Raw genomic sequence first — 17018 nt, forward strand, 5'->3', positions numbered from 1 at the left:
TCATCCTCTAAAACCAGCTATAGATCGTAGGCTTGGTAGGCCATTACCCCACCAACTACCTAATCTAACGCGGGCCGATCCTTTGGCGATAAATCTTTCCCCCGAAGGGCTTATAGGGTATTACTCACCGTTTCCAGTGGCTATTCCCTACCAAAGGGTACGTTCCCACGCGTTACTAACCCGTCCGCCGCTCACCCCGAAGGGCGCGCTCGACTTGCATGTGTTAGGCCTGCCGCCAGCGTTCGTTCTGAGCCAGGATCAAACTCTCAAGTTAAAATGCCGTTACCGGCATTCCATGACAGTCGAACCTCTGCACATCTTTGGTTGCGCTACCGCCTATCCGGCTACTTGAGCACGTTTAAGCGACACCCTCGGCCGGCTAGCCAAGAATACAACCAAAAGTCATCTGTCTGATGTACATCCGTTCCAAAAGAAACGTTGCACCACCAAACAGTGAAGCTGACACTCTATCATCGGGCATAAACCCTAAGAGCGCGATATACAGACATTCAATCCGTCGAAACGAACCAAACCGCCCACATATCTCTTCAGTCATCCATCAATGTCAAACAGCACTGACACCCGAAGGCCAAAAACAAGACCGATGCGCCAATCCCTCAGCGCGCCCGCCCCGCTCATTCCTCGAATGCCGCCGTCTCTCCAGCGTGTCCGGCCGTCTCTCCGACCCGTCCGCAGCACCTCAGCGCCGCCGGTGAAGGGGGTTCTAGGCCCAACCAAAAAGAGTCGCAAGCACAAAAATACAAAAATAGAAAAAAATTGAAAAACAATCTATATGTCTGATTTAATTATACTTTATGGCCTTCGAGTCTAGGAGAACGAGTAGCTGCAGGCTCACCGTTTCGAAATAGTCCAAGCAACCGCTATTCGGGGCCTCGCCAATCCTACCGGCGAAGCGTGACCGCCTGCTCCCCGGCCCCGCCCTTAGGCGGGGCCGGGGTCATTCAGAATTAGATGTCGAACTTCACGCCCTGAGCAAGCGGCAGGTCAGCGGAATAGTTCACGGTATTTGTTTGTCGGCGCATATAAGCTTTCCACGCGTCCGAGCCACTCTCTCGACCGCCACCAGTTTCCTTTTCACCGCCGAAAGCTCCGCCGATTTCGGCCCCTGAGGGGCCGATGTTCACATTGGCAATGCCGCAATCCGACCCCGCCGCCGACAGGAACTGCTCAGCTTCGCGCATGTTCAGTGTGAATACACAAGAGCTGAGGCCCTGAGGGACGTCGTTCTGGATATGAATCGCCTCTTCGAAACTATCATAACCCATCACATAAAGGATCGGCGCAAAGGTCTCGGTCTTTACGGTGGCGCTCTGTCCCGGCATTTCGACGATCGCGGGTTGCATGTAGACACCACCCGCAGGCATGCCCTCGGTGACACGCGCGCCGCCAAAGACAACACCGCCTTCAGCCTGGGCCAGTTTCAGCGCCGCAGTCATCGCGTTGCCAGATGCCTCATCCACCAGCGGCCCAATCAACGTGCCTTCGGTCAGCGGGTTGCCGATCGGCAAACCTGCATAAGCCTTCTTCAAACGCGCGACCAACTCGTCCTTGATCGAGTTATGCGCGATCAAGCGGCGCAGCGTGGTACAGCGCTGACCCGCGGTTCCCACCGCCGAGAACACGATGGCGCGAACCGCCATTTCCAGATCGGCCGAGGGGCCAACAATCATCGCATTGTTGCCGCCCAGCTCCAGAATGCACTTGCCGAACCGTGCCGCCACAATGGGCGCCACGGCACGACCCATGCGCGTCGAACCGGTGGCCGAGATGATCGGCACGTCCTCGCTCTCGACCAATGCCTTGCCCAGATCGGCCCCACCGATCAGGGTCTGCAACAGCCCCTCGGGCGCGTCGCCGAACCGTGCGACCGCCCTGTCAAAGATCTTCTGACAGGCGAGCGCCGTCAGCGGGGTCTTTTCCGAGGGTTTCCAGATCACCGGATCGCCGCAGACAATCGCCAGCGCTGCATTCCAGGACCAGACGGCAACGGGAAAGTTGAAGGCCGAGATCACGCCGACCGGTCCGGCCGGATGCCAGGTTTCCATCATCCGGTGACCGGGGCGTTCGGATGCGATGGTCAGCCCGTAAAGCTGCCGCGACAGGCCGACGGCGAAATCGCAGATGTCGATCATCTCCTGCACTTCGCCCAACCCTTCGGAGGTGATCTTGCCCGCCTCCCAACTGACCAGCGCGCCCAGCGCCTCTTTCGAGGCGCGCAGTTCTTCGCCCAGCAAGCGGATCAACTCACCCCGACGCGGCGCAGGTACACTGCGCCAGATCTTGAAGGCCGATTTGGCCCGGTCCAGCACCGTTCCCATTTCGGACAACGGCGTTTCGTGCACCTCGCCCAGAACACGGCCATCAATCGGAGAGGCGACGCGGATGCTGCCCCCGGTCAGATCGGCGGCACCAAGGCCCAGTTGCTGCAATACGGTTTCAGCAGTCATGACGATATCTTTCATGTTTCAAGCAGCCTTGTTCTGTGCAGTCAGATCGCCCGCCCGATAGAGGCGGCCGAATTCGGTTTCGAGGAAATCGGCGAACTTGACCTGTTCCTGCCGGACAAACCCCTTGGCGGGCAGCGTTCCGGTCCGCATCAGGTCGACCACGCCCAGCACACCGGCGGCGGTGGTGATCTGGATCGCGCTCCAGACCTGGCCGTCGATGACGCGAGAGTAGGACTTGTTGATCAGGCTCTTTTCACGCAGCTGGCCGCCGATCCGCCCCTTGGCGGTGCAATAGACCAGCACCACATCCTGATCGGTGCGCGGCAGCGCCGTTTCGAAAATGTCCTTGAGCAGGTCGCGGCGACGCTCCAGACCCAGATCGTTCAGCAGCAGGCGCAGGATATCGCGGTGACCCGGATAGCGGATCGAGCGGTACGAGACCGCGCGCGCCTTGCCGTCCAGCGTCTCGGGCAGCGTGCCCAGCCCGCCCGAGGTGTTGAAGCATTCGTACTCCACCCCGTCATGGCCGAGGATCTCGTAATCCTCCAGCGGCGCGGTCTTGACCAACTGGCCATTCACGATGGCATCGCAAGGGTTGCAGTATTCATTGATCAGACCGTCGGTGGACCAGGTCAGATTGTATTTCAGCGCGTTGGTCGGATAGAGCGGCAGTGCCCCCACCCTCATATGCAGGCTGTCGATCTCGTCGAATTCAGCCGCCAGCGCCGCCCCGGCGATGCCGACAAAGCCCGGCGCCAATCCGCATTGCGGCATGTACGCGGTCTGGCTGTCCTCGGCCAGGGCGCGCACCGCATTTGTTGCGGCCACATCCTCGGTCAGGTCGAAGTAATGGGCGCCAGCGACCTTGGCCGCCTTGGCGATGACCGGCGTCAGAAAGAACGGTGCGGCCGAAATCACTGCATCGAACCCGCCCAGCGCCTTGGCCAGCCCGGCCTCATCCTTGGCATCCACCTGTTTGGTGGCAACCCCCATCCGATTCAGCACCGCCAGCGCGGCCAGATCATGATCGGCCACGGTGACCGAATAATGGGATGAAGTCTTGAGCAAAGCGGCGATCATCTGGCCGATCTTCCCGGCCCCGACGACACAAATATTCCAGCGCATGGCACGTCTCCTTGATACTGACATCAGGATGGCGTGGCGGCTGTTCGATCTGTAGGGAGCAGAGTGTCGAAACGACTCGGATATCCGTTGTTATGACGGGTTTCTTGACATTATGTCAGGTTCGATCAATCCGCCGCCCAAAGACCACAAATGTATTTGTGCGCAAGATGCCGGGAATGGCCCCAACTTCGTCGACCAGAATGTCCAGATCCTCGATCCGGGGGGCCTCGGCCGAGAGCAGCAGGTCGTATTCGCCATTGATCGACAGGCAGAGTTTGATCTCGGGATAGGATTCGAGCCGCTTGACGATGCGCGTGGTCTCTTTCTGCTGCACTTCCAGCAGCACGACGACCTGAACCTTGCTTTCATCCTGGGGTTCGCGCAGCACCACGGAATAGCCCGCGATCACGCCGCGCGCCTCCATCCGGGTGATGCGTTCGTGCACGGTGGTGCGGGCCACGCCCAGGCGCGCGGCGATCTTGGTGGTCGATTCGCGCGCATTGTGTTGCAGCGCCGCGACGATCTGACGGTCAAGCTGATCCATGCCACTTCCTTGCCCCGCCGGATGGGGCGGCGCAAGGATTATCACGTATGGCTTACAGTTCCAGAATGGTGCTGCCGGTGGTCTGGCGCGCTTCAAGTGCGCGATGGGCATCGGCCACCCGATCCAGCGGGAAACGCTGGTCGATCCGGATCTTGACCTCGCCGCCCGTCACCTTGCCAAACAGACGCCGCGCCATCGCCTGACAGGCGGCATGGTCGGCAATATGGGTAAAGAGCGTCGGGCGGGTGATCTTCAGACTGCCCTTTTGACCAAGGATACCAATGCTGATTGGCGGCACCGGCCCCGAGGCATTGCCAAAGGAAATCATCATGCCCAGTGGCTTGAGGCAGTCCAGCGACCCTTCGAACGTGTCCGCGCCGATCGAATCCATCACCACGTCGACACCCTTGCCATCGGTCAGCTCTCGTACCCGATCGGTGAAATTCTCGGTCCGGTAATTGATGACATGCGTCGCGCCATGCGCCTTGGCCAGCGCGCATTTCTCGTCGCTGCCCGCTGTGCCGATCAGGGTGATGCCTTCGGATTTGGCCCATTGGCAGGCGATCAGGCCAACGCCGCCCGCCGCCGCATGGAACAGCACGGTATCGCCCCGCGACAAAGGCGTGGTGCGATGGAAGAGGTAGTCGACCGTCAACCCCTTGAGCATCATCGCGGCCGCCTGATCGAAGGAGATCTCGTCAGGCAGCGGGCAGACCTGCGCCGCCGGCATCACCCGCGCCTCGGTATAGGCCCCCGGAGGGGTGGCGGCATAAGCGGCCCGGTCGCCCGGTTTCAGATGAGTGACCCCCTCGCCCACCGCCTCGACCACACCGGCCGCCTCCATCCCTAGCGCATGGGGAAGCGCCAAGGGATATAGCCCCGTGCGCTGATAGACGTCGATAAAGTTCAGCCCGCAGGCATGATGCCGGATACGCAATTCTCCCGGCCCCGGATCCCCCACGGGCAGGTCACGCAATTGCAGAACCTCGGGGCCGCCAAAGGCCTCGATCACCACGGTTTTTGCCGTCTCGCTCATCTGGGTCCTCCCTCGTTCGGAATAACCCTAGCAGGCGCGCCCGCCGGGACAAGCCGGACGGGCGGGGTTTCAGGCGACCTTGAGAACGATCTTGCCGATATGGCCCGAACTTTCCATCCGCGCATGGGCGGCGGCGGCCTCGCTCAGGTCGAACTCGCTGTCCATGACCGGTGCAACCCGCCCCGCGTCAAGCAGCGGCCAGACCGCCTCGCGCAGGTCGCGGGCGATATCCGCCTTGGCCAGATCGCTTTGCGGACGCAATGTGCTGCCGGTCAGGGTCAGCCGCTTGACCATCATCAGGGCAAAGTTCAGCTCGACCACAGGCCCCTGAAGGAAAGCGATCTGCACCAGCCGTCCATCCTCGGCCAACGCCTTGACATTGCGAGGAATATAATCGCCGCCCACCATGTCGAGGATCAGATCGGCGCCACCCTCGGCCCGCATCACCTTGACGAAGTCCTCGTCGCGATAATTGATTGCCCGCTCGGCACCCAGGTCCAGGCAGGCGCGGCATTTGTCATCCGATCCGGCCGTGGCAAAGACCCGCGCGCCAAAGGCATGTGCCAGCTGAATCGCGGTCGTGCCGATCCCGCTGGACCCGCCATGCACCAGAAACCGCTCGCCCGCCTTGAGCCCGCCACGGGTAAACACATTGGACCAGACGGTGAAATAGGTCTCGGGCAGGCAGGCCGCCTCGCGCAGGGCCATGCCTTGCGGCACCGGCAGGCAATGGGCGGCGGGCGTGACCACATAGTCGGCATAGCCACCGCCGGGCAGCAGCGCGCAGACCTTGTCGCCCACGGCGACATCTTCGGCGCCGGGACCCACGGCGATCACCTCGCCCGAACATTCCAGCCCGGGCAGGTCGCTGGCACCGGGTGGCGGATCATAGGCCCCGGCCCGCTGCAACGCGTCGGGCCGGTTCACGCCGGCATAGGCGACCTTGATCAGCACCTGGCCATGGCCCGGTTCGGGCCGCGGGCGCTGGGTCAGCTGCAGAACCTCGGGCCCGCCGGGCTTGCTGATTTCAACCGCACGCATCTGCTGGGACATGGAAACTCCTGTAGTTTGCTATTTGCAATCATCGCGGCCGTGCGCTCATCAAGCGCTTGCGGGCGTTCTTCGCGCGTCAGCCCAGCGAGCCGGGCAGATCATCCTTGGCCCGTGGCGCCCGCATCTGCGAGGCCAACCAGTTGGGACCAGCCAGAAACGGTTTCAACAGCGGGTTCTTCTGCACATCCGCCTTAAACTTTTCGAACTGCATCACATTGTCGATGCGCCGGTCGAGGAATTCCCAAGTCGCCTCGTGCGCCGGGCTCTCATCCCCCAACCAATAGAGCACGGTCGCCGAATAGACCGCCGATAGCGTTGCACGTTTGGTATACCAGTTCACGTCGTCCGAGGTATCGCCCAAGGCGGTCCAGATCGCATCGCAGGTCTGCCAGATCGCCTTTGCCCCTTCGCCCGCATGGGCGGGCAGGGCAAAGAGGGTCACACCACGGCGCACCGCCTCTTTGTCCTCGACCGCCTCAAGCCGGAACCGCACCGCCGTCGCAATCCGATCGCGGAATCGGAGGTCCGAAAGATCTTCGGAGGCCAACCGCTCCAGCATCGCCGCATCGCCCCGCGCATGATAGGCCAGCGCCAGATCGACCGCCCCACGCGGGCAGATGGCGCGGGCGAAATCCATGTCCAGCCCGGCATCGGCGACCGCCGCACGAAAGGTTTCCTCGGTCCAGCCGTCAAAGGCGACATGGGCCAGCGCCGCATCCAGCAGGCGGTTCCGGGCCTCTTCATAGGTCAGGGACATGGGTGATCTCCTTGTTCTGATCCCTATCTAGACAACTTGGTCCCGCTTTGCTATACGGCGGGCTCCTGCAAATCCTTGCAACTCAACTTAGAAAGGTGGTGAAAACCACATGCAGGTTAGTGTTCGCGACAACAACGTCGATCAGGCGCTTCGTGCCCTGAAGAAAAAGCTGCAGCGTGAGGGTGTCTTCCGCGAGATGAAGCTCAAGCAACATTTCGAGAAGCCGTCCGAGAAAAAAGCGCGCGAGAAGGCTGAAGCGATCCGCCGTGCCCGTAAACTGGCACGCAAGAAAGCCCAGCGCGAAGGCATGCTCTAAGGCATTCGCTCTCGTCCAGCTTTGGATGACACTATTTGACGACCCCCGTGGCCCGGCCTCGGGGGTTTGTCGTTTTTTGGGGTTTTGACCGTTTTGTACGGGCCCCGGCATCACATTTCAGCCGCTCTTGCCGCGTCGTCTCTGGTGCAAAAGACCTGACGCGCCGCGCGAGATTGGGCTAGGCTGGGCGCATTCGATCAAGGAGGCGCCGGATTTGGCGGAGGTTCAACCCGAGTTCACATCGCGATTGCCGCGCTGGCTGGCGTGGTATCTGGACTATGGCCTAAGTGGGCACGGCGAGCGCGAGAAACGGCAACGTTTTATGTGCAACGCGACCATGATGTTTGCTTCATTTGCATCATTTCTACACGTGTTGGGATTCGTCGCTTTGACGAAACTGCCGTGGCCTCCGATTGCTATCTCGACACTTATCCTTCTTCTTTTTTTCCTGTTGCCATTCTTTCTCTATTTGAATGTTCCGCTATTTACGATCTTCTTCACCTCGGCTCTTACCGGCTTGTTCAGCTTTCAGACCTTTCTTCTGGGTTCTGGAACCGGCATGCACCTCTATATATTCACTGCTCCGATGATTTTGCTTCCGCTCTTGGGCCCGCGTCGCATTGCCCTCATTTTTGTGGCAACGATTATTTCGATTTTCTGCATTCAGATTGCGTTGTTTTTTGCAAGAGAACCAATTCTAGAAGAAGCAAAAGACCCGCTGTTTTCGAGTGTGATGCTATTTGCAGCCTCGGCATGGACCGCTGTGTTGTTACTGTTGATTGGGTATCTAGCCTTTTCCCGCGCCGAACGCGCCGAAGACGCCCTCGAAGCCGAACACGCCCGCTCCGAGGCCCTGCTCTACAACCTGCTCCCCACAGAGATCGCCGCCCGGCTCAAGGACGCCCCCGACCAGACCATCGCCGACAGCCTCGACCACACCGCGATCCTGTTTGCCGATATCGTCGATTTCACCCCGCGCTCGGCCCGGATGGCACCCGAGGAGCTGGTGAGCTTTCTCAACCGTATCTTCTCGACCTTCGACGAATTGGCCACCAAGCACGGGCTGGAAAAGATCAAGACCATCGGCGACGCCTACATGGTCGCTGCCGGTCTGCCCCAGCCGGTCGACTGCCCCGTTCATCGGGTGGCCGAAATGGCGTTCGACATGCTCGCCGCCCTGCGCGCCCTATCGGACGAGATCGGCGAGGCGATCGAGATACGCATCGGCCTGCACGCTGGCCCCGTGGTCGCGGGCGTGATCGGGCACCAGAAGCTGTTCTACGACGTCTGGGGCGACACCGTAAACACCGCCAGCCGGATGGAAAGCCACGGCCAGCCTGGCCGTATCCAGGTCACCGCCGCCGCGCGTGAGGCGCTGAAGGACGCCTATGACTTCGAACCGCGCGGGGCGGTCGAGATCAAGGGGATCGGCAGGCTGGAGACCTGGTGGCTGACCGCGCGCGGGGCGCCTATCGCTGACGCATGACGCCGAGGCCGCGCCGACGGACGATGCGGCGACCGCGCATCGTCTCGCGGAACAGGATCAGAAGGCCCGAGCCAACGATCAGCAAGAGCCCGATCCAGGTGGACATCAGCGGCAGCACCCCGAACACCACATAGCCCCATAGCACCGCCCAGGGCAGGTAGGTGTATTCGAACGGGGTGACGACGCTGGCCTCGGCCATGCGATAGGCCTGGCTGAGCGCGAAGAAGCCGATGCCCGAGGTCACGCCAAGTGCCGCCAGCGCCAGCCAGTCCATCGGCGCGGGTGCGATCCAGTCGCGGTAGAGGAAGGCAAGGCTCGGGTGCGGCGAGGCAGTCTCGAGTCCCGAGAACACCAGCCCCAGCACGGTGCCGCCGACGATATAGACCAGCAGGGTCACCAGCGTCATGGTGCCACCATTGGTGCGGTTGCCCAGTCGCCGGGTGGCGATGATCGAGACGGCATAGAACAGAGCCGCCGCCAGTGCCAGCAGGGCTGCCGGTTCGAACACCGCCGCCCCCGGTTGCACGATCACCAGCACCCCCGCCATGCCGAGAAGCACCGCCAGCCAGCGCCAGATGCCGATCCGCTCGCCCAGGAACACCGCCGCCAACAGGGTGACAAAGATGGGGGTGGAGAAGGTAATGGCGGCGGTCTCGGCCAGACCGATGGCGGCCAGCGCCATGTAATAGACGAGATAGGAGGAAAACGCCGCCACCGCACGGGTCAGTTGCAACGGCCACGACCCGATCTTGAGTGGCCAGAGCGCGCCTTCGTAACGGGCCATCGCAAGCGCAACCGGCAGGGCAAAGACCGAGCGCCAGAACACGATCTGATGCACTGCGAAATCGTTGCTGAGGCTCTTGATGATCACGTCCTGGATCGGAAAGATCGTGGTGGCGAGCAGCAGGAACAGGATACCTCTCAGCGTGGTCGCGCCCTCGGGCTGGTCCGCCCCCGCGGAGAGATTCGGATCGGCGGCGGTCATCGTGCATGTCTCCTGAGGCTACCGTCATCACGCCCCAGATCGAATCGCCGGTCTTGTCGCGGGGCGACAGGAGGGTCGCGAACCGGCCCCGTCCTGGCCGCCGGAGCCGGTTTTCTGCCGAACACAGGGTCGTGCGCGCGCGACGCTCCGCCGGGGCCGGATACGGGGTGTTGGCCGTGCACCTTCCCGCGCAGCGGATCGGCATCCTCTGGCAAGGCGGCGCCGCGAATCCCCCTTGGAAGCTGTCCGTCTATGCCGCCGCGCGCTCCTGCGCCAAGACGTAGCCACTCAACACAGCAACAGGACTTTTGACCATGTCACAGGCAAGTACTCTCGAAAGAGAAATGCTGGAACTTATCAATAACGAGCGGACATCGCGGGGATTGAACCCCGTCCAGCTCGAACTCAAGCTCAACGACGCTTCCGAGGATCACAGCCAGTGGATGCTGGACCGTGATGTGTTCTCGCATACCGGCGTCAATGGCAGCTCGCCGGGGGATCGTATCGAAAAGACCGGTTTCAAGTTCGAAGGCAACTCGATCTGGGCCGAGAATATCGCCTGGCAGAGCGAGCGCGGCGCGCCGGGCCTGTCGGATGATGTGAAGAACCTGCACGAATCGCTGATGAACAGCCCGGGACATCGGGCCAACATCCTGAATCCCGATGTGACACTGGTGGGGATTGGCATCGAGCGCGGTGAATTCGAAGGCTATGACGCTGTCATGGTGACTCAGAATTTCGCGCGTACCGATGCCGAGGTGGAATTGGATACAGGTGCGCCGACGCCCGCGCCCGAGCCGACGCCTGAACCGACACCTGAGCCGGAGCCGACACCCGAGCCGGAGCCGACGCCCGAGCCGGCGCCGACACCCGAGCCGGAGCCGACGCCCGAGCCGGCGCCGACGCCCGAGCCGGCGCCGGAGCCCGAGCCGACGCCGGAACCCGAGCCGACGCCGGAACCCGGAAACGCTTGCGACGGGGGCGATGGGCCGGATTTGATCATTGCCGATAAGGCCGGCGGACAGGCCCGTGGCAATGGCGGCAACGATATCATGATCGGTAGTCGCGGCATGGACATCTTCTGGGGTGATGCGGGCGATGACATCATGATCGGTGGCCACGGCAAGGACAAGCTTGCTGGGGGTGACGGCGATGACATGCTCTTTGGCGGCCGGGGCAAGGACATGCTCGCCGGTGGCAAGGGAGATGACTTCATAGCCGGTGGTCGCGGCAAGGACGTGATCGATGGCGGCGAAGGCGACGACCACATGCTGGGCGGCGCAGGGGCGGATACCTTCCACTTCTCGACCGGCAAGGATGTTGCACGCGATTTCGGCGCGAGGGGGCAAGCCGATCAGATCGATCTGGGCAAGGCCGATGGTATCGCCGATTTCGATGATCTCAGGGCTAACCACCTGACCGAGGTGGATGGTGATGCGGTGATCACCGATGCGGCGGGCAACAGCCTGACCCTGTGCGGTGTCCAGATGGACATGCTGGACGCGCAGGACTTCCTGTTCTGATCAATCCTCCCGCGGTGCCGGTTCCCAGCGAACCGGCACCGTGATCGGACCTCGGAAGGCCCAGCCGCCGAACCGGGCCTCGCCATCCAGTGCGAGGCCCGGAAACCGCTTGAAGAGGAGCGGCAGCGCCACTTCTCCGATCAGCGCTTTTGATGCCCAGGCCCCGGCGCAGAAATGCGGCCCGGCGCCAAAAGAGATCGCCGCAGCAATATCCTGATCCAGGTCGAAGCGGTCTGGATTGGTGAAAACGCTTTCGTCGCGATTGCCCGATCCGAACATCAAAAACACCCGGTCCTCGGGCTCCAGTGTCACACCCTGTACCGTGGCGCGCTGTGCCACCCGGCGCGGCGACATGCCGATGGGCGATATCCAGCGGGCATATTCCTCGAACGCGCGCAGCCAGGCCACCGCGCCCGACCGCAGCCGGGCCAGCGCCTCCGGGTGGCTGAGCACCGCCCAGGCGGTGCCGGCGATGGCATCGCGCGGCTCGTTCTGGCCGCCGGATATGGCCAGCTTGATATTGGCGCGGGTCTGCGCGTCGCTGAGGCCCGCGCGGCGCTGGACCGAGAGCAGCGAATGGTCCGGGGCGGCATCCAGCACCGGGATCATCGCGTCGATATGGGCGTCGATCGAGGCGGTGCAGTCGTGACAGCGCGCCTCGACCGCTGGATCACCCGCGTAATTGGCGCAGCCGTCGATCATGCCCTGACTGACCCGATCCATCTCGGCGGCGGTCATGTTGGTCAGCCCGGTGATCACCTTGAGCGCCTCGGCCGAGACCGGCATGGCATAGTCGCGCACCAGGTCGCAGGCGCCGCGCGGGGCCAGATCATCCAGAACCCGCTCGGTGGCAGCGCGGAACTGCGCGGTCCATACCTGTTTCACCGTCTTGGGCGAGACCGTGGGAAAGATCGCCTTGCGCTCGGCCATATGCGCCGCGCCATCCTTGCGCATCATGTTCTGGCCCATCAGCACGGTCATCAGCCCCTGCGGCTGGTCCGAGGAGAACACCTCGACCCGCTTCTCCTGCTCGAAAATGTCATCGCGCCGGGTAATCAGCGTTGCGCCCAGTTGCGGCACATAGGCGATGGGCGCCTCGGCCCGCATCCGTTTCAGATCGGGATAGGGATCGGCCCAGAAGGCGCCCGGGTCGATCTCGTAGACGGGTGCATCCGACATGGCGCGACTCCCTGTTGTCATGTCAACATATGATCACTCTGCGCAGAGCCTGTTGTCGTGTCAACACAAACGCATTACGGTGCAACGGCATCAGGATCAGGAGCCCATGACCACCGACCTTTCCGACGACCTGTTCCTTGTCCACCCCGACGGAACGGCGGATGGCCCCGCCGCCGCAACGCTCAGTTTTACCCGCTCGCCCACGGTCCTGCTCACCTTTGCCGGTAACCGGTTCACTCGAGCGGCAGCGCGGCATTACCAGTCCGAATTCGGCATCGGCGCGATGGACTGGCGCATGCTGGTGATGCTGACGCGCGAGCCGGACAGCTCGGTCTCGCATGCCGCGCGCACCATCGGCATCGACAAGGCGGCAGTGAGCCGCTCTTTGCGACGTCTGGAAACGCTGGGGCTGGCGGCGGCCCGAGACGGCGACGAACGGCGCCGCCACTGGACCCTGACCGAGGCTGGGCGCCGGATGCATGGCCGTATCCTCGACAGCGCGCTGGAGCGCCAGCGCCGCCTGCTCGACGGCTTCACGCCAGAGGAGGTCGACGCGCTCACCACCTATCTGCGGCGCATCCTCGACAATATCGAAACGCTGGGCGCCACCGACCCCTAAACGCGCCCGCCTCTTCATTTCGCTCAAAATACTCCGGGGGGAGCGCCGCAGGCGCGGGGGGCAGAGCCCCCTGCCCGGCCTATTCCAGCGCCTTGACAAAGGTTGCGGTCAACCGTTCGTCCAGCATCGCATGCGGCGGCGCCGAGGTGCCGTAGTGCAGTTCGGCCAGCGCCACGATACTGTTGAACAGCACCACCGAACCACCGTCGGGCGCGGCATGGACAAAAAGCTTCTGGCAGAAGGCGTCGACCCCGATTGAGGGGAACTTGGCCATGGCCACGCCACCGGGCGCCGGGCCGCCAAAGAGCAGCAGCACTGCGGGCGGCAGATCGACGCCAAGCGCCGCCGCCTCGGCGGTGAAATCGACCTCGCCGAACCAGACGGTATCGGATTGTGCCGCGACGATGGCGCGCAGGCGGGCAACGGTTTCAGGTACGTCATGGGCGCTTTGCAGGGTGAGAATGCCGTAACCGTCGGCCAGACCTTCGGTCGGCACCGGCACCGGCTCGACCCCGTCCAACCCGTCAAGCGCCGGGGCCAACGCGGCATCAAAGGCGGCCAGCGCCTCGGTATCGTCGAGGCCATACCGACGTTTCAGGAAATCACCGGATGTATAGCTCACCTGCACCGCGTCCGCCCCGGCATAGGTCAGCGCCCGGAACGGCAGATCAAGCCCGGTGCTGAGGTCCTGCGCCAACAGGGCCGAGTTGACTGCGGCGTCCGAGAACAGTTGGACCCGAGAGGGCGGCATCTCGACCCCCGCTTCGGCAGCGAGGCGGGCGTGGTCGATATCGACAACCGGTTCAAGGCCAGCTCGGCTCACACCCGCAGCAATCTGTTCGAATGTCCGATCCACGGCCTCTTGTGCCGGCGCCGCAAATGCCGGCGCCAGAAATGCCCCAAATGCCAATCCAACGATGGCCACCTTGCTTGCCTGAAACATGCGCGTTCTCCCGGTTTGATCGCTCCGATCCGCCTGTGGCGGTGGCGCGAGTTGACAAGGACATTCGAGGCAATGAAACGCTCTGGGTCAATACACCTTTGGAACGTAAAGCTCGTCCGGCAGCACCTGGCGCTCGTAGTCGGGGTTATAACGGCGGTCGGGCAGCGTGACCTTTTCGTGCGGGATGTCCTCGTAGGGTATCTTGGACAACAGGTGCTCGATACAGTTCAGCCGCTCGCGCTTCTTGTCGTTGCCCTCGACGATATACCACGGCGCTTCGGGGATATTGGTACGCGCGAACATCTCCTCCTTGGCCTTGGTATACTGTTCCCAGCGGATCCGGCTCTCCAGGTCCATGGGCGACAGTTTCCACTGTTTCATCGGGTCATGCACCCGCATCAGGAATCGCAGCTGCTGTTCCTCGTCGGTGATCGAGAACCAGTATTTCAGCAGGATGATCCCCGACCGCACCAGCATGCGCTCGAATTCGGGAACGTCCTGGAAGAATTGTTCGACCTGATCCTCGGTGGCAAAGCCCATCACCCGCTCGACCCCGGCACGGTTGTACCAGGACCGGTCGAACAGCACCATTTCCCCGCCCGAGGGCAGATAGGGCACGTAGCGCTGGAAATACCACTGGCTCTGCTCGCGGCGCGACGGGGCGGGCAGCGCGACCACCCGTGCAACACGGGGGTTCAACCGCTGGGTAATCCGCTTGATCACCCCGCCTTTACCGGCCGCGTCGCGGCCTTCCATGATGATCAGCACCTTGGAATTCGTATGCTGCACCCAATCCTGCAGCTTGATCAGTTCGGCCTGAAGCCGCAGCAGGTTGCGAAAATAGACCTGACGGTCGAGCAGATCGGGGCGCTGATCCTTGTAGATCCGGCGGATTTCCATCGACAGCATCGGCTCGCTGAATTCGATCTCGAAATCCTCGTCCAGCGAATCCTCCAATTCGGCCTCGAGCCAATCCAAGCTGGGGTCGTCGGATTCATGGGTCAAAATGCGCTCCTCTCAATACAGTTGCTCCGTCTGCCCTTGCTGGGCGCGTATGACCCTTGCATGTCACAAACAGATGGCAATTTCGTTGCGGGAAATCAAAAACCGGCCACTGTTGGTGCAAATATGCGCCTGCTCCTTGCGGATGCAAGGGTGCTGCAATGCTCAGACCGGTAGCGCCGTTGTCTTGAAGACGGTTCGAAGTGCGAACGAGCTTTGCATCTGCGCCACCCCCGGCAGGCGGGAGAGGTGCTGGCGGTGAATGCGGGCGAAATCCTCGGTGTTTTCGGCCACCACCTTCAGGATGTAATCCGCCGTGCCGGCCATCAGGTGGCATTCCAGCACATCGGGGATGCGGGCCACCGCTTTTTCGAAGGCGTCCAGCACTTCGTCGGCCTGACCTTGCAGGGTGATCTCGACGAAAACCGTGGTGGGCAGGCCCATCTTGCGGGCATCCAGCAGGGCCACGTAGTTGCGGATATAGCCCTCGGATTCCAGCCGCTGGACCCGCCGGTGACAGGCCGAGGGTGACAGGTTGGCCTTGTCGGACAGTTCGGCATTGGACATCCGGCCCTTCACCTGAAGGGCGGTGAGAATCTTTCGATCTGTCGCGTCCAGGCTCATTGGCGCACATCCTTTGCAACACTTGGCTCAGAGTTCGAAGAATATCCCGAAAACTCTCGAAATGGCGAGTGGAGTTTCACAGAAATTGTTTCCCGTATCTGCCACATATTTGGGCAGATTGCGAACGGAGGACGCAGAAATGAAAATCGGATGCCCCAAGGAGATCAAACCTCAGGAGTTCCGTGTCGGCATGACCCCGAATGCAGCGCGCGAGGCTGTCTCGCACGGGCATGAGGTCATCATCGAAACCAATGCCGGTGCCGGTGCCGGGTTCGACAACGCCGCCTATGTCGATGCCGGCGCCCGGATCGTCGACACCGCGGAAGAGGTGTTTGCCACCGCCGACATGATCGTCAAGGTCAAGGAGCCGCAGGCCATCGAGCGCAAGATGCTGCGCGAGAACCAGCTGCTGTTCACCTATCTGCACCTGGCACCCGATCCGGACCAGACCCATGACCTGCTGGCCTCGGGCGCGACCTGCATCGCCTACGAGACAGTGACCGACCGCAATGGCGGCCTGCCGCTGCTGGCCCCGATGTCCGAGGTTGCCGGCAAGCTGGCGCCGCAGGTCGGCAGCTGGACCCTGCAAAAGGCCAATGGTGGCCGTGGTGTGCTGATGGGTGGCGTACCCGGTGTGGGCCCGGCCAAGGTTGTTGTGATCGGCGGTGGTGTTGTCGGCACCCATGCGGCACGTGTGGCCGCTGGCATGGGCGCGGATGTGACCGTACTGGACATGTCGCTGCCGCGTCTGCGCTATCTTGACGACACCATGCGTGGCGAGTTCAAGACCTCGTATGCCTCCAAAGGCAACACCGCCGAGCTGGTGTCCGAGGCCGACATGGTCATCGGTGCAGTCCTGATCCCCGGTGCCGCGGCGCCCAAGCTGATCAGCCGCGCGCAACTGTCGACCATGAAGCCGGGTGCCGCCCTGGTCGATGTGGCCATCGACCAGGGCGGCTGCTTCGAGACCTCGCGCGCCACCACTCATGCCGACCCGATCTACGAGGTCGACGGCATCATGCATTACTGCGTGGCCAACATGCCGGGTGCGGTCGCGCGCACCTCGACCATCGCGCTGGGCAATGCCACCATGCCGTTCATGCTGGCGTTGGCCAACAAGGGCTGGAAACAGGCCTGCGCCGACGATGTGCACCTGCTCAACGGTCTGAACGTCCATGCCGGCAAGCTGACCTATTACGCGGTCGGCGAGGCGCTGGGTCTGGACGTCGTTTCTCCCAGTCTGATCGTGAAACAGGCGGCCTGATCGTCTGATCCCGATTGGTTCTCACTCCCCCCGTCGGCCCCGGCCGGCGGGGTTTTTCTTGGTCACGAGACGCTCGGCATGAAACCAGACAGAT

The 17018-nt window shown here is 62.4% G+C and carries 16 protein-coding genes and 1 rRNA gene; 5 read left to right on the forward strand and 12 right to left on the reverse strand.

Annotated features, from left to right (window positions below):
- The 7 genes from AC2FNY_RS09070 to AC2FNY_RS09100 all read right to left on the reverse strand — a co-directional run.
- Positions 1 to 274 (reverse strand): 16S ribosomal RNA (locus tag AC2FNY_RS09070); the annotation flags it as partial.
- Positions 275 to 968: 694 nt separating this feature from the next.
- Positions 969 to 2483 (reverse strand): L-piperidine-6-carboxylate dehydrogenase, encoded by a 1515-nt coding sequence (amaB, locus tag AC2FNY_RS09075; protein ID WP_496802247.1) that lies wholly within the window; start codon positions 2481 to 2483, stop codon positions 969 to 971.
- Positions 2484 to 2486: 3 nt separating this feature from the next.
- Complete coding sequence (locus tag AC2FNY_RS09080) at positions 2487 to 3593, reverse strand: saccharopine dehydrogenase family protein (RefSeq protein ID WP_496802248.1); 1107 nt, start codon at positions 3591 to 3593, stop codon at positions 2487 to 2489.
- A 115-nt stretch (positions 3594 to 3708) separates the two neighbouring features.
- Positions 3709 to 4137: an Lrp/AsnC family transcriptional regulator gene (locus AC2FNY_RS09085; RefSeq protein WP_234140441.1), complete on the reverse strand. Its 429-nt coding sequence runs from the start codon at positions 4135 to 4137 to the stop codon at positions 3709 to 3711.
- Between the two features lie 52 nt (positions 4138 to 4189).
- Positions 4190 to 5173 carry a quinone oxidoreductase family protein gene (locus tag AC2FNY_RS09090; RefSeq protein WP_496802249.1) on the reverse strand — a complete coding sequence of 328 codons (984 nt, stop codon included), beginning with the start codon at positions 5171 to 5173 and terminating at the stop codon, positions 4190 to 4192.
- 69 nt (positions 5174 to 5242) lie between these two features.
- Positions 5243 to 6226 carry an NAD(P)H-quinone oxidoreductase gene (locus AC2FNY_RS09095; RefSeq protein WP_234178033.1) on the reverse strand — a complete coding sequence of 328 codons (984 nt, stop codon included), beginning with the start codon at positions 6224 to 6226 and terminating at the stop codon, positions 5243 to 5245.
- A 76-nt stretch (positions 6227 to 6302) separates the two neighbouring features.
- The gene (locus tag AC2FNY_RS09100; protein ID WP_496802250.1) at positions 6303 to 6983 is read right to left on the reverse strand and encodes a COQ9 family protein; all 681 of its coding nucleotides are present in this window, start codon (positions 6981 to 6983) and stop codon (positions 6303 to 6305) included.
- 109 nt (positions 6984 to 7092) lie between these two features.
- Here AC2FNY_RS09100 and rpsU point away from each other — a divergent pair, with 109 nt between their 5' ends.
- Positions 7093 to 7299: a 30S ribosomal protein S21 gene (gene rpsU, locus AC2FNY_RS09105; RefSeq protein ID WP_008207378.1), complete on the forward strand. Its 207-nt coding sequence runs from the start codon at positions 7093 to 7095 to the stop codon at positions 7297 to 7299.
- Positions 7300 to 7513: 214 nt separating this feature from the next.
- Positions 7514 to 8785 (forward strand): adenylate/guanylate cyclase domain-containing protein, encoded by a 1272-nt coding sequence (locus tag AC2FNY_RS09110; RefSeq protein ID WP_496802251.1) that lies wholly within the window; start codon positions 7514 to 7516, stop codon positions 8783 to 8785.
- Here AC2FNY_RS09110 and AC2FNY_RS09115 read toward each other — a convergent pair.
- Positions 8769 to 9770: a DMT family transporter gene (locus AC2FNY_RS09115; RefSeq protein WP_496802252.1), complete on the reverse strand. Its 1002-nt coding sequence runs from the start codon at positions 9768 to 9770 to the stop codon at positions 8769 to 8771. The genes AC2FNY_RS09110 and AC2FNY_RS09115 overlap by 17 nt on opposite strands.
- A gap of 344 nt (positions 9771 to 10114) precedes the next feature.
- Here AC2FNY_RS09115 and AC2FNY_RS09120 point away from each other — a divergent pair, with 344 nt between their 5' ends.
- A complete protein-coding gene (locus AC2FNY_RS09120; RefSeq protein ID WP_496802253.1) occupies positions 10115 to 11293 on the forward strand; it encodes a CAP domain-containing protein in 1179 nt (392 codons plus the stop codon).
- Here AC2FNY_RS09120 and AC2FNY_RS09125 read toward each other — a convergent pair whose 3' ends face one another.
- The gene (locus AC2FNY_RS09125; protein WP_496802254.1) at positions 11294 to 12472 is read right to left on the reverse strand and encodes a cytochrome P450; all 1179 of its coding nucleotides are present in this window, start codon (positions 12470 to 12472) and stop codon (positions 11294 to 11296) included.
- A 106-nt stretch (positions 12473 to 12578) separates the two neighbouring features.
- Between AC2FNY_RS09125 and AC2FNY_RS09130 the strand changes: the two genes are divergently transcribed.
- Entirely contained in the window at positions 12579 to 13091 is a 513-nt protein-coding gene (locus tag AC2FNY_RS09130) for a MarR family winged helix-turn-helix transcriptional regulator (protein WP_234164923.1), read from the forward strand.
- 79 nt (positions 13092 to 13170) lie between these two features.
- Here the strand turns inward: AC2FNY_RS09130 and AC2FNY_RS09135 are convergent, their stop codons facing one another.
- The 3 genes from AC2FNY_RS09135 to AC2FNY_RS09145 form a co-directional block, all read right to left on the reverse strand.
- Positions 13171 to 14034, reverse strand: a complete 864-nt coding sequence (locus AC2FNY_RS09135) for a DUF302 domain-containing protein (RefSeq protein ID WP_496802255.1) — start codon at positions 14032 to 14034, stop codon at positions 13171 to 13173.
- An 87-nt stretch (positions 14035 to 14121) separates the two neighbouring features.
- Entirely contained in the window at positions 14122 to 15039 is a 918-nt protein-coding gene (gene ppk2 / locus AC2FNY_RS09140) for a polyphosphate kinase 2 (protein ID WP_234140417.1), read from the reverse strand.
- A 162-nt stretch (positions 15040 to 15201) separates the two neighbouring features.
- The gene (locus tag AC2FNY_RS09145; RefSeq protein ID WP_234140414.1) at positions 15202 to 15660 is read right to left on the reverse strand and encodes an Lrp/AsnC family transcriptional regulator; all 459 of its coding nucleotides are present in this window, start codon (positions 15658 to 15660) and stop codon (positions 15202 to 15204) included.
- 139 nt (positions 15661 to 15799) lie between these two features.
- Here AC2FNY_RS09145 and ald point away from each other — a divergent pair, with 139 nt between their 5' ends.
- Positions 15800 to 16924 (forward strand): alanine dehydrogenase, encoded by a 1125-nt coding sequence (gene ald, locus AC2FNY_RS09150; protein WP_234142370.1) that lies wholly within the window; start codon positions 15800 to 15802, stop codon positions 16922 to 16924.
- The last annotated feature ends 94 nt before the right edge of the window (positions 16925 to 17018 follow it).

This window comes from Ruegeria sp. BHSC223 (assembly GCF_059613025.1).

Bases quoted from the DNA above. Each gene is read 5' to 3' on its own strand.
- amaB (WP_496802247.1), bottom strand. From the start codon at position 2,483: ATGAAAGATATCGTCATGACTGCTGAAACCGTATTGCAGCAACTGGGC.
- AC2FNY_RS09080 (WP_496802248.1), bottom strand. From the start codon at position 3,593: ATGCGCTGGAATATTTGTGTCGTCGGGGCCGGGAAGATCGGCCAGATG.
- AC2FNY_RS09085 (WP_234140441.1), bottom strand. From the start codon at position 4,137: ATGGATCAGCTTGACCGTCAGATCGTCGCGGCGCTGCAACACAATGCG.
- AC2FNY_RS09090 (WP_496802249.1), bottom strand. From the start codon at position 5,173: ATGAGCGAGACGGCAAAAACCGTGGTGATCGAGGCCTTTGGCGGCCCC.
- AC2FNY_RS09095 (WP_234178033.1), bottom strand. From the start codon at position 6,226: ATGTCCCAGCAGATGCGTGCGGTTGAAATCAGCAAGCCCGGCGGGCCC.
- AC2FNY_RS09100 (WP_496802250.1), bottom strand. From the start codon at position 6,983: ATGTCCCTGACCTATGAAGAGGCCCGGAACCGCCTGCTGGATGCGGCG.
- rpsU (WP_008207378.1), top strand. From the start codon at position 7,093: ATGCAGGTTAGTGTTCGCGACAACAACGTCGATCAGGCGCTTCGTGCC.
- AC2FNY_RS09115 (WP_496802252.1), bottom strand. From the start codon at position 9,770: ATGACCGCCGCCGATCCGAATCTCTCCGCGGGGGCGGACCAGCCCGAG.
- AC2FNY_RS09120 (WP_496802253.1), top strand. From the start codon at position 10,115: ATGCTGGAACTTATCAATAACGAGCGGACATCGCGGGGATTGAACCCC.
- AC2FNY_RS09125 (WP_496802254.1), bottom strand. From the start codon at position 12,472: ATGTCGGATGCACCCGTCTACGAGATCGACCCGGGCGCCTTCTGGGCC.
- AC2FNY_RS09130 (WP_234164923.1), top strand. From the start codon at position 12,579: ATGACCACCGACCTTTCCGACGACCTGTTCCTTGTCCACCCCGACGGA.
- AC2FNY_RS09135 (WP_496802255.1), bottom strand. From the start codon at position 14,034: ATGTTTCAGGCAAGCAAGGTGGCCATCGTTGGATTGGCATTTGGGGCA.
- AC2FNY_RS09145 (WP_234140414.1), bottom strand. From the start codon at position 15,660: ATGAGCCTGGACGCGACAGATCGAAAGATTCTCACCGCCCTTCAGGTG.
- ald (WP_234142370.1), top strand. From the start codon at position 15,800: ATGAAAATCGGATGCCCCAAGGAGATCAAACCTCAGGAGTTCCGTGTC.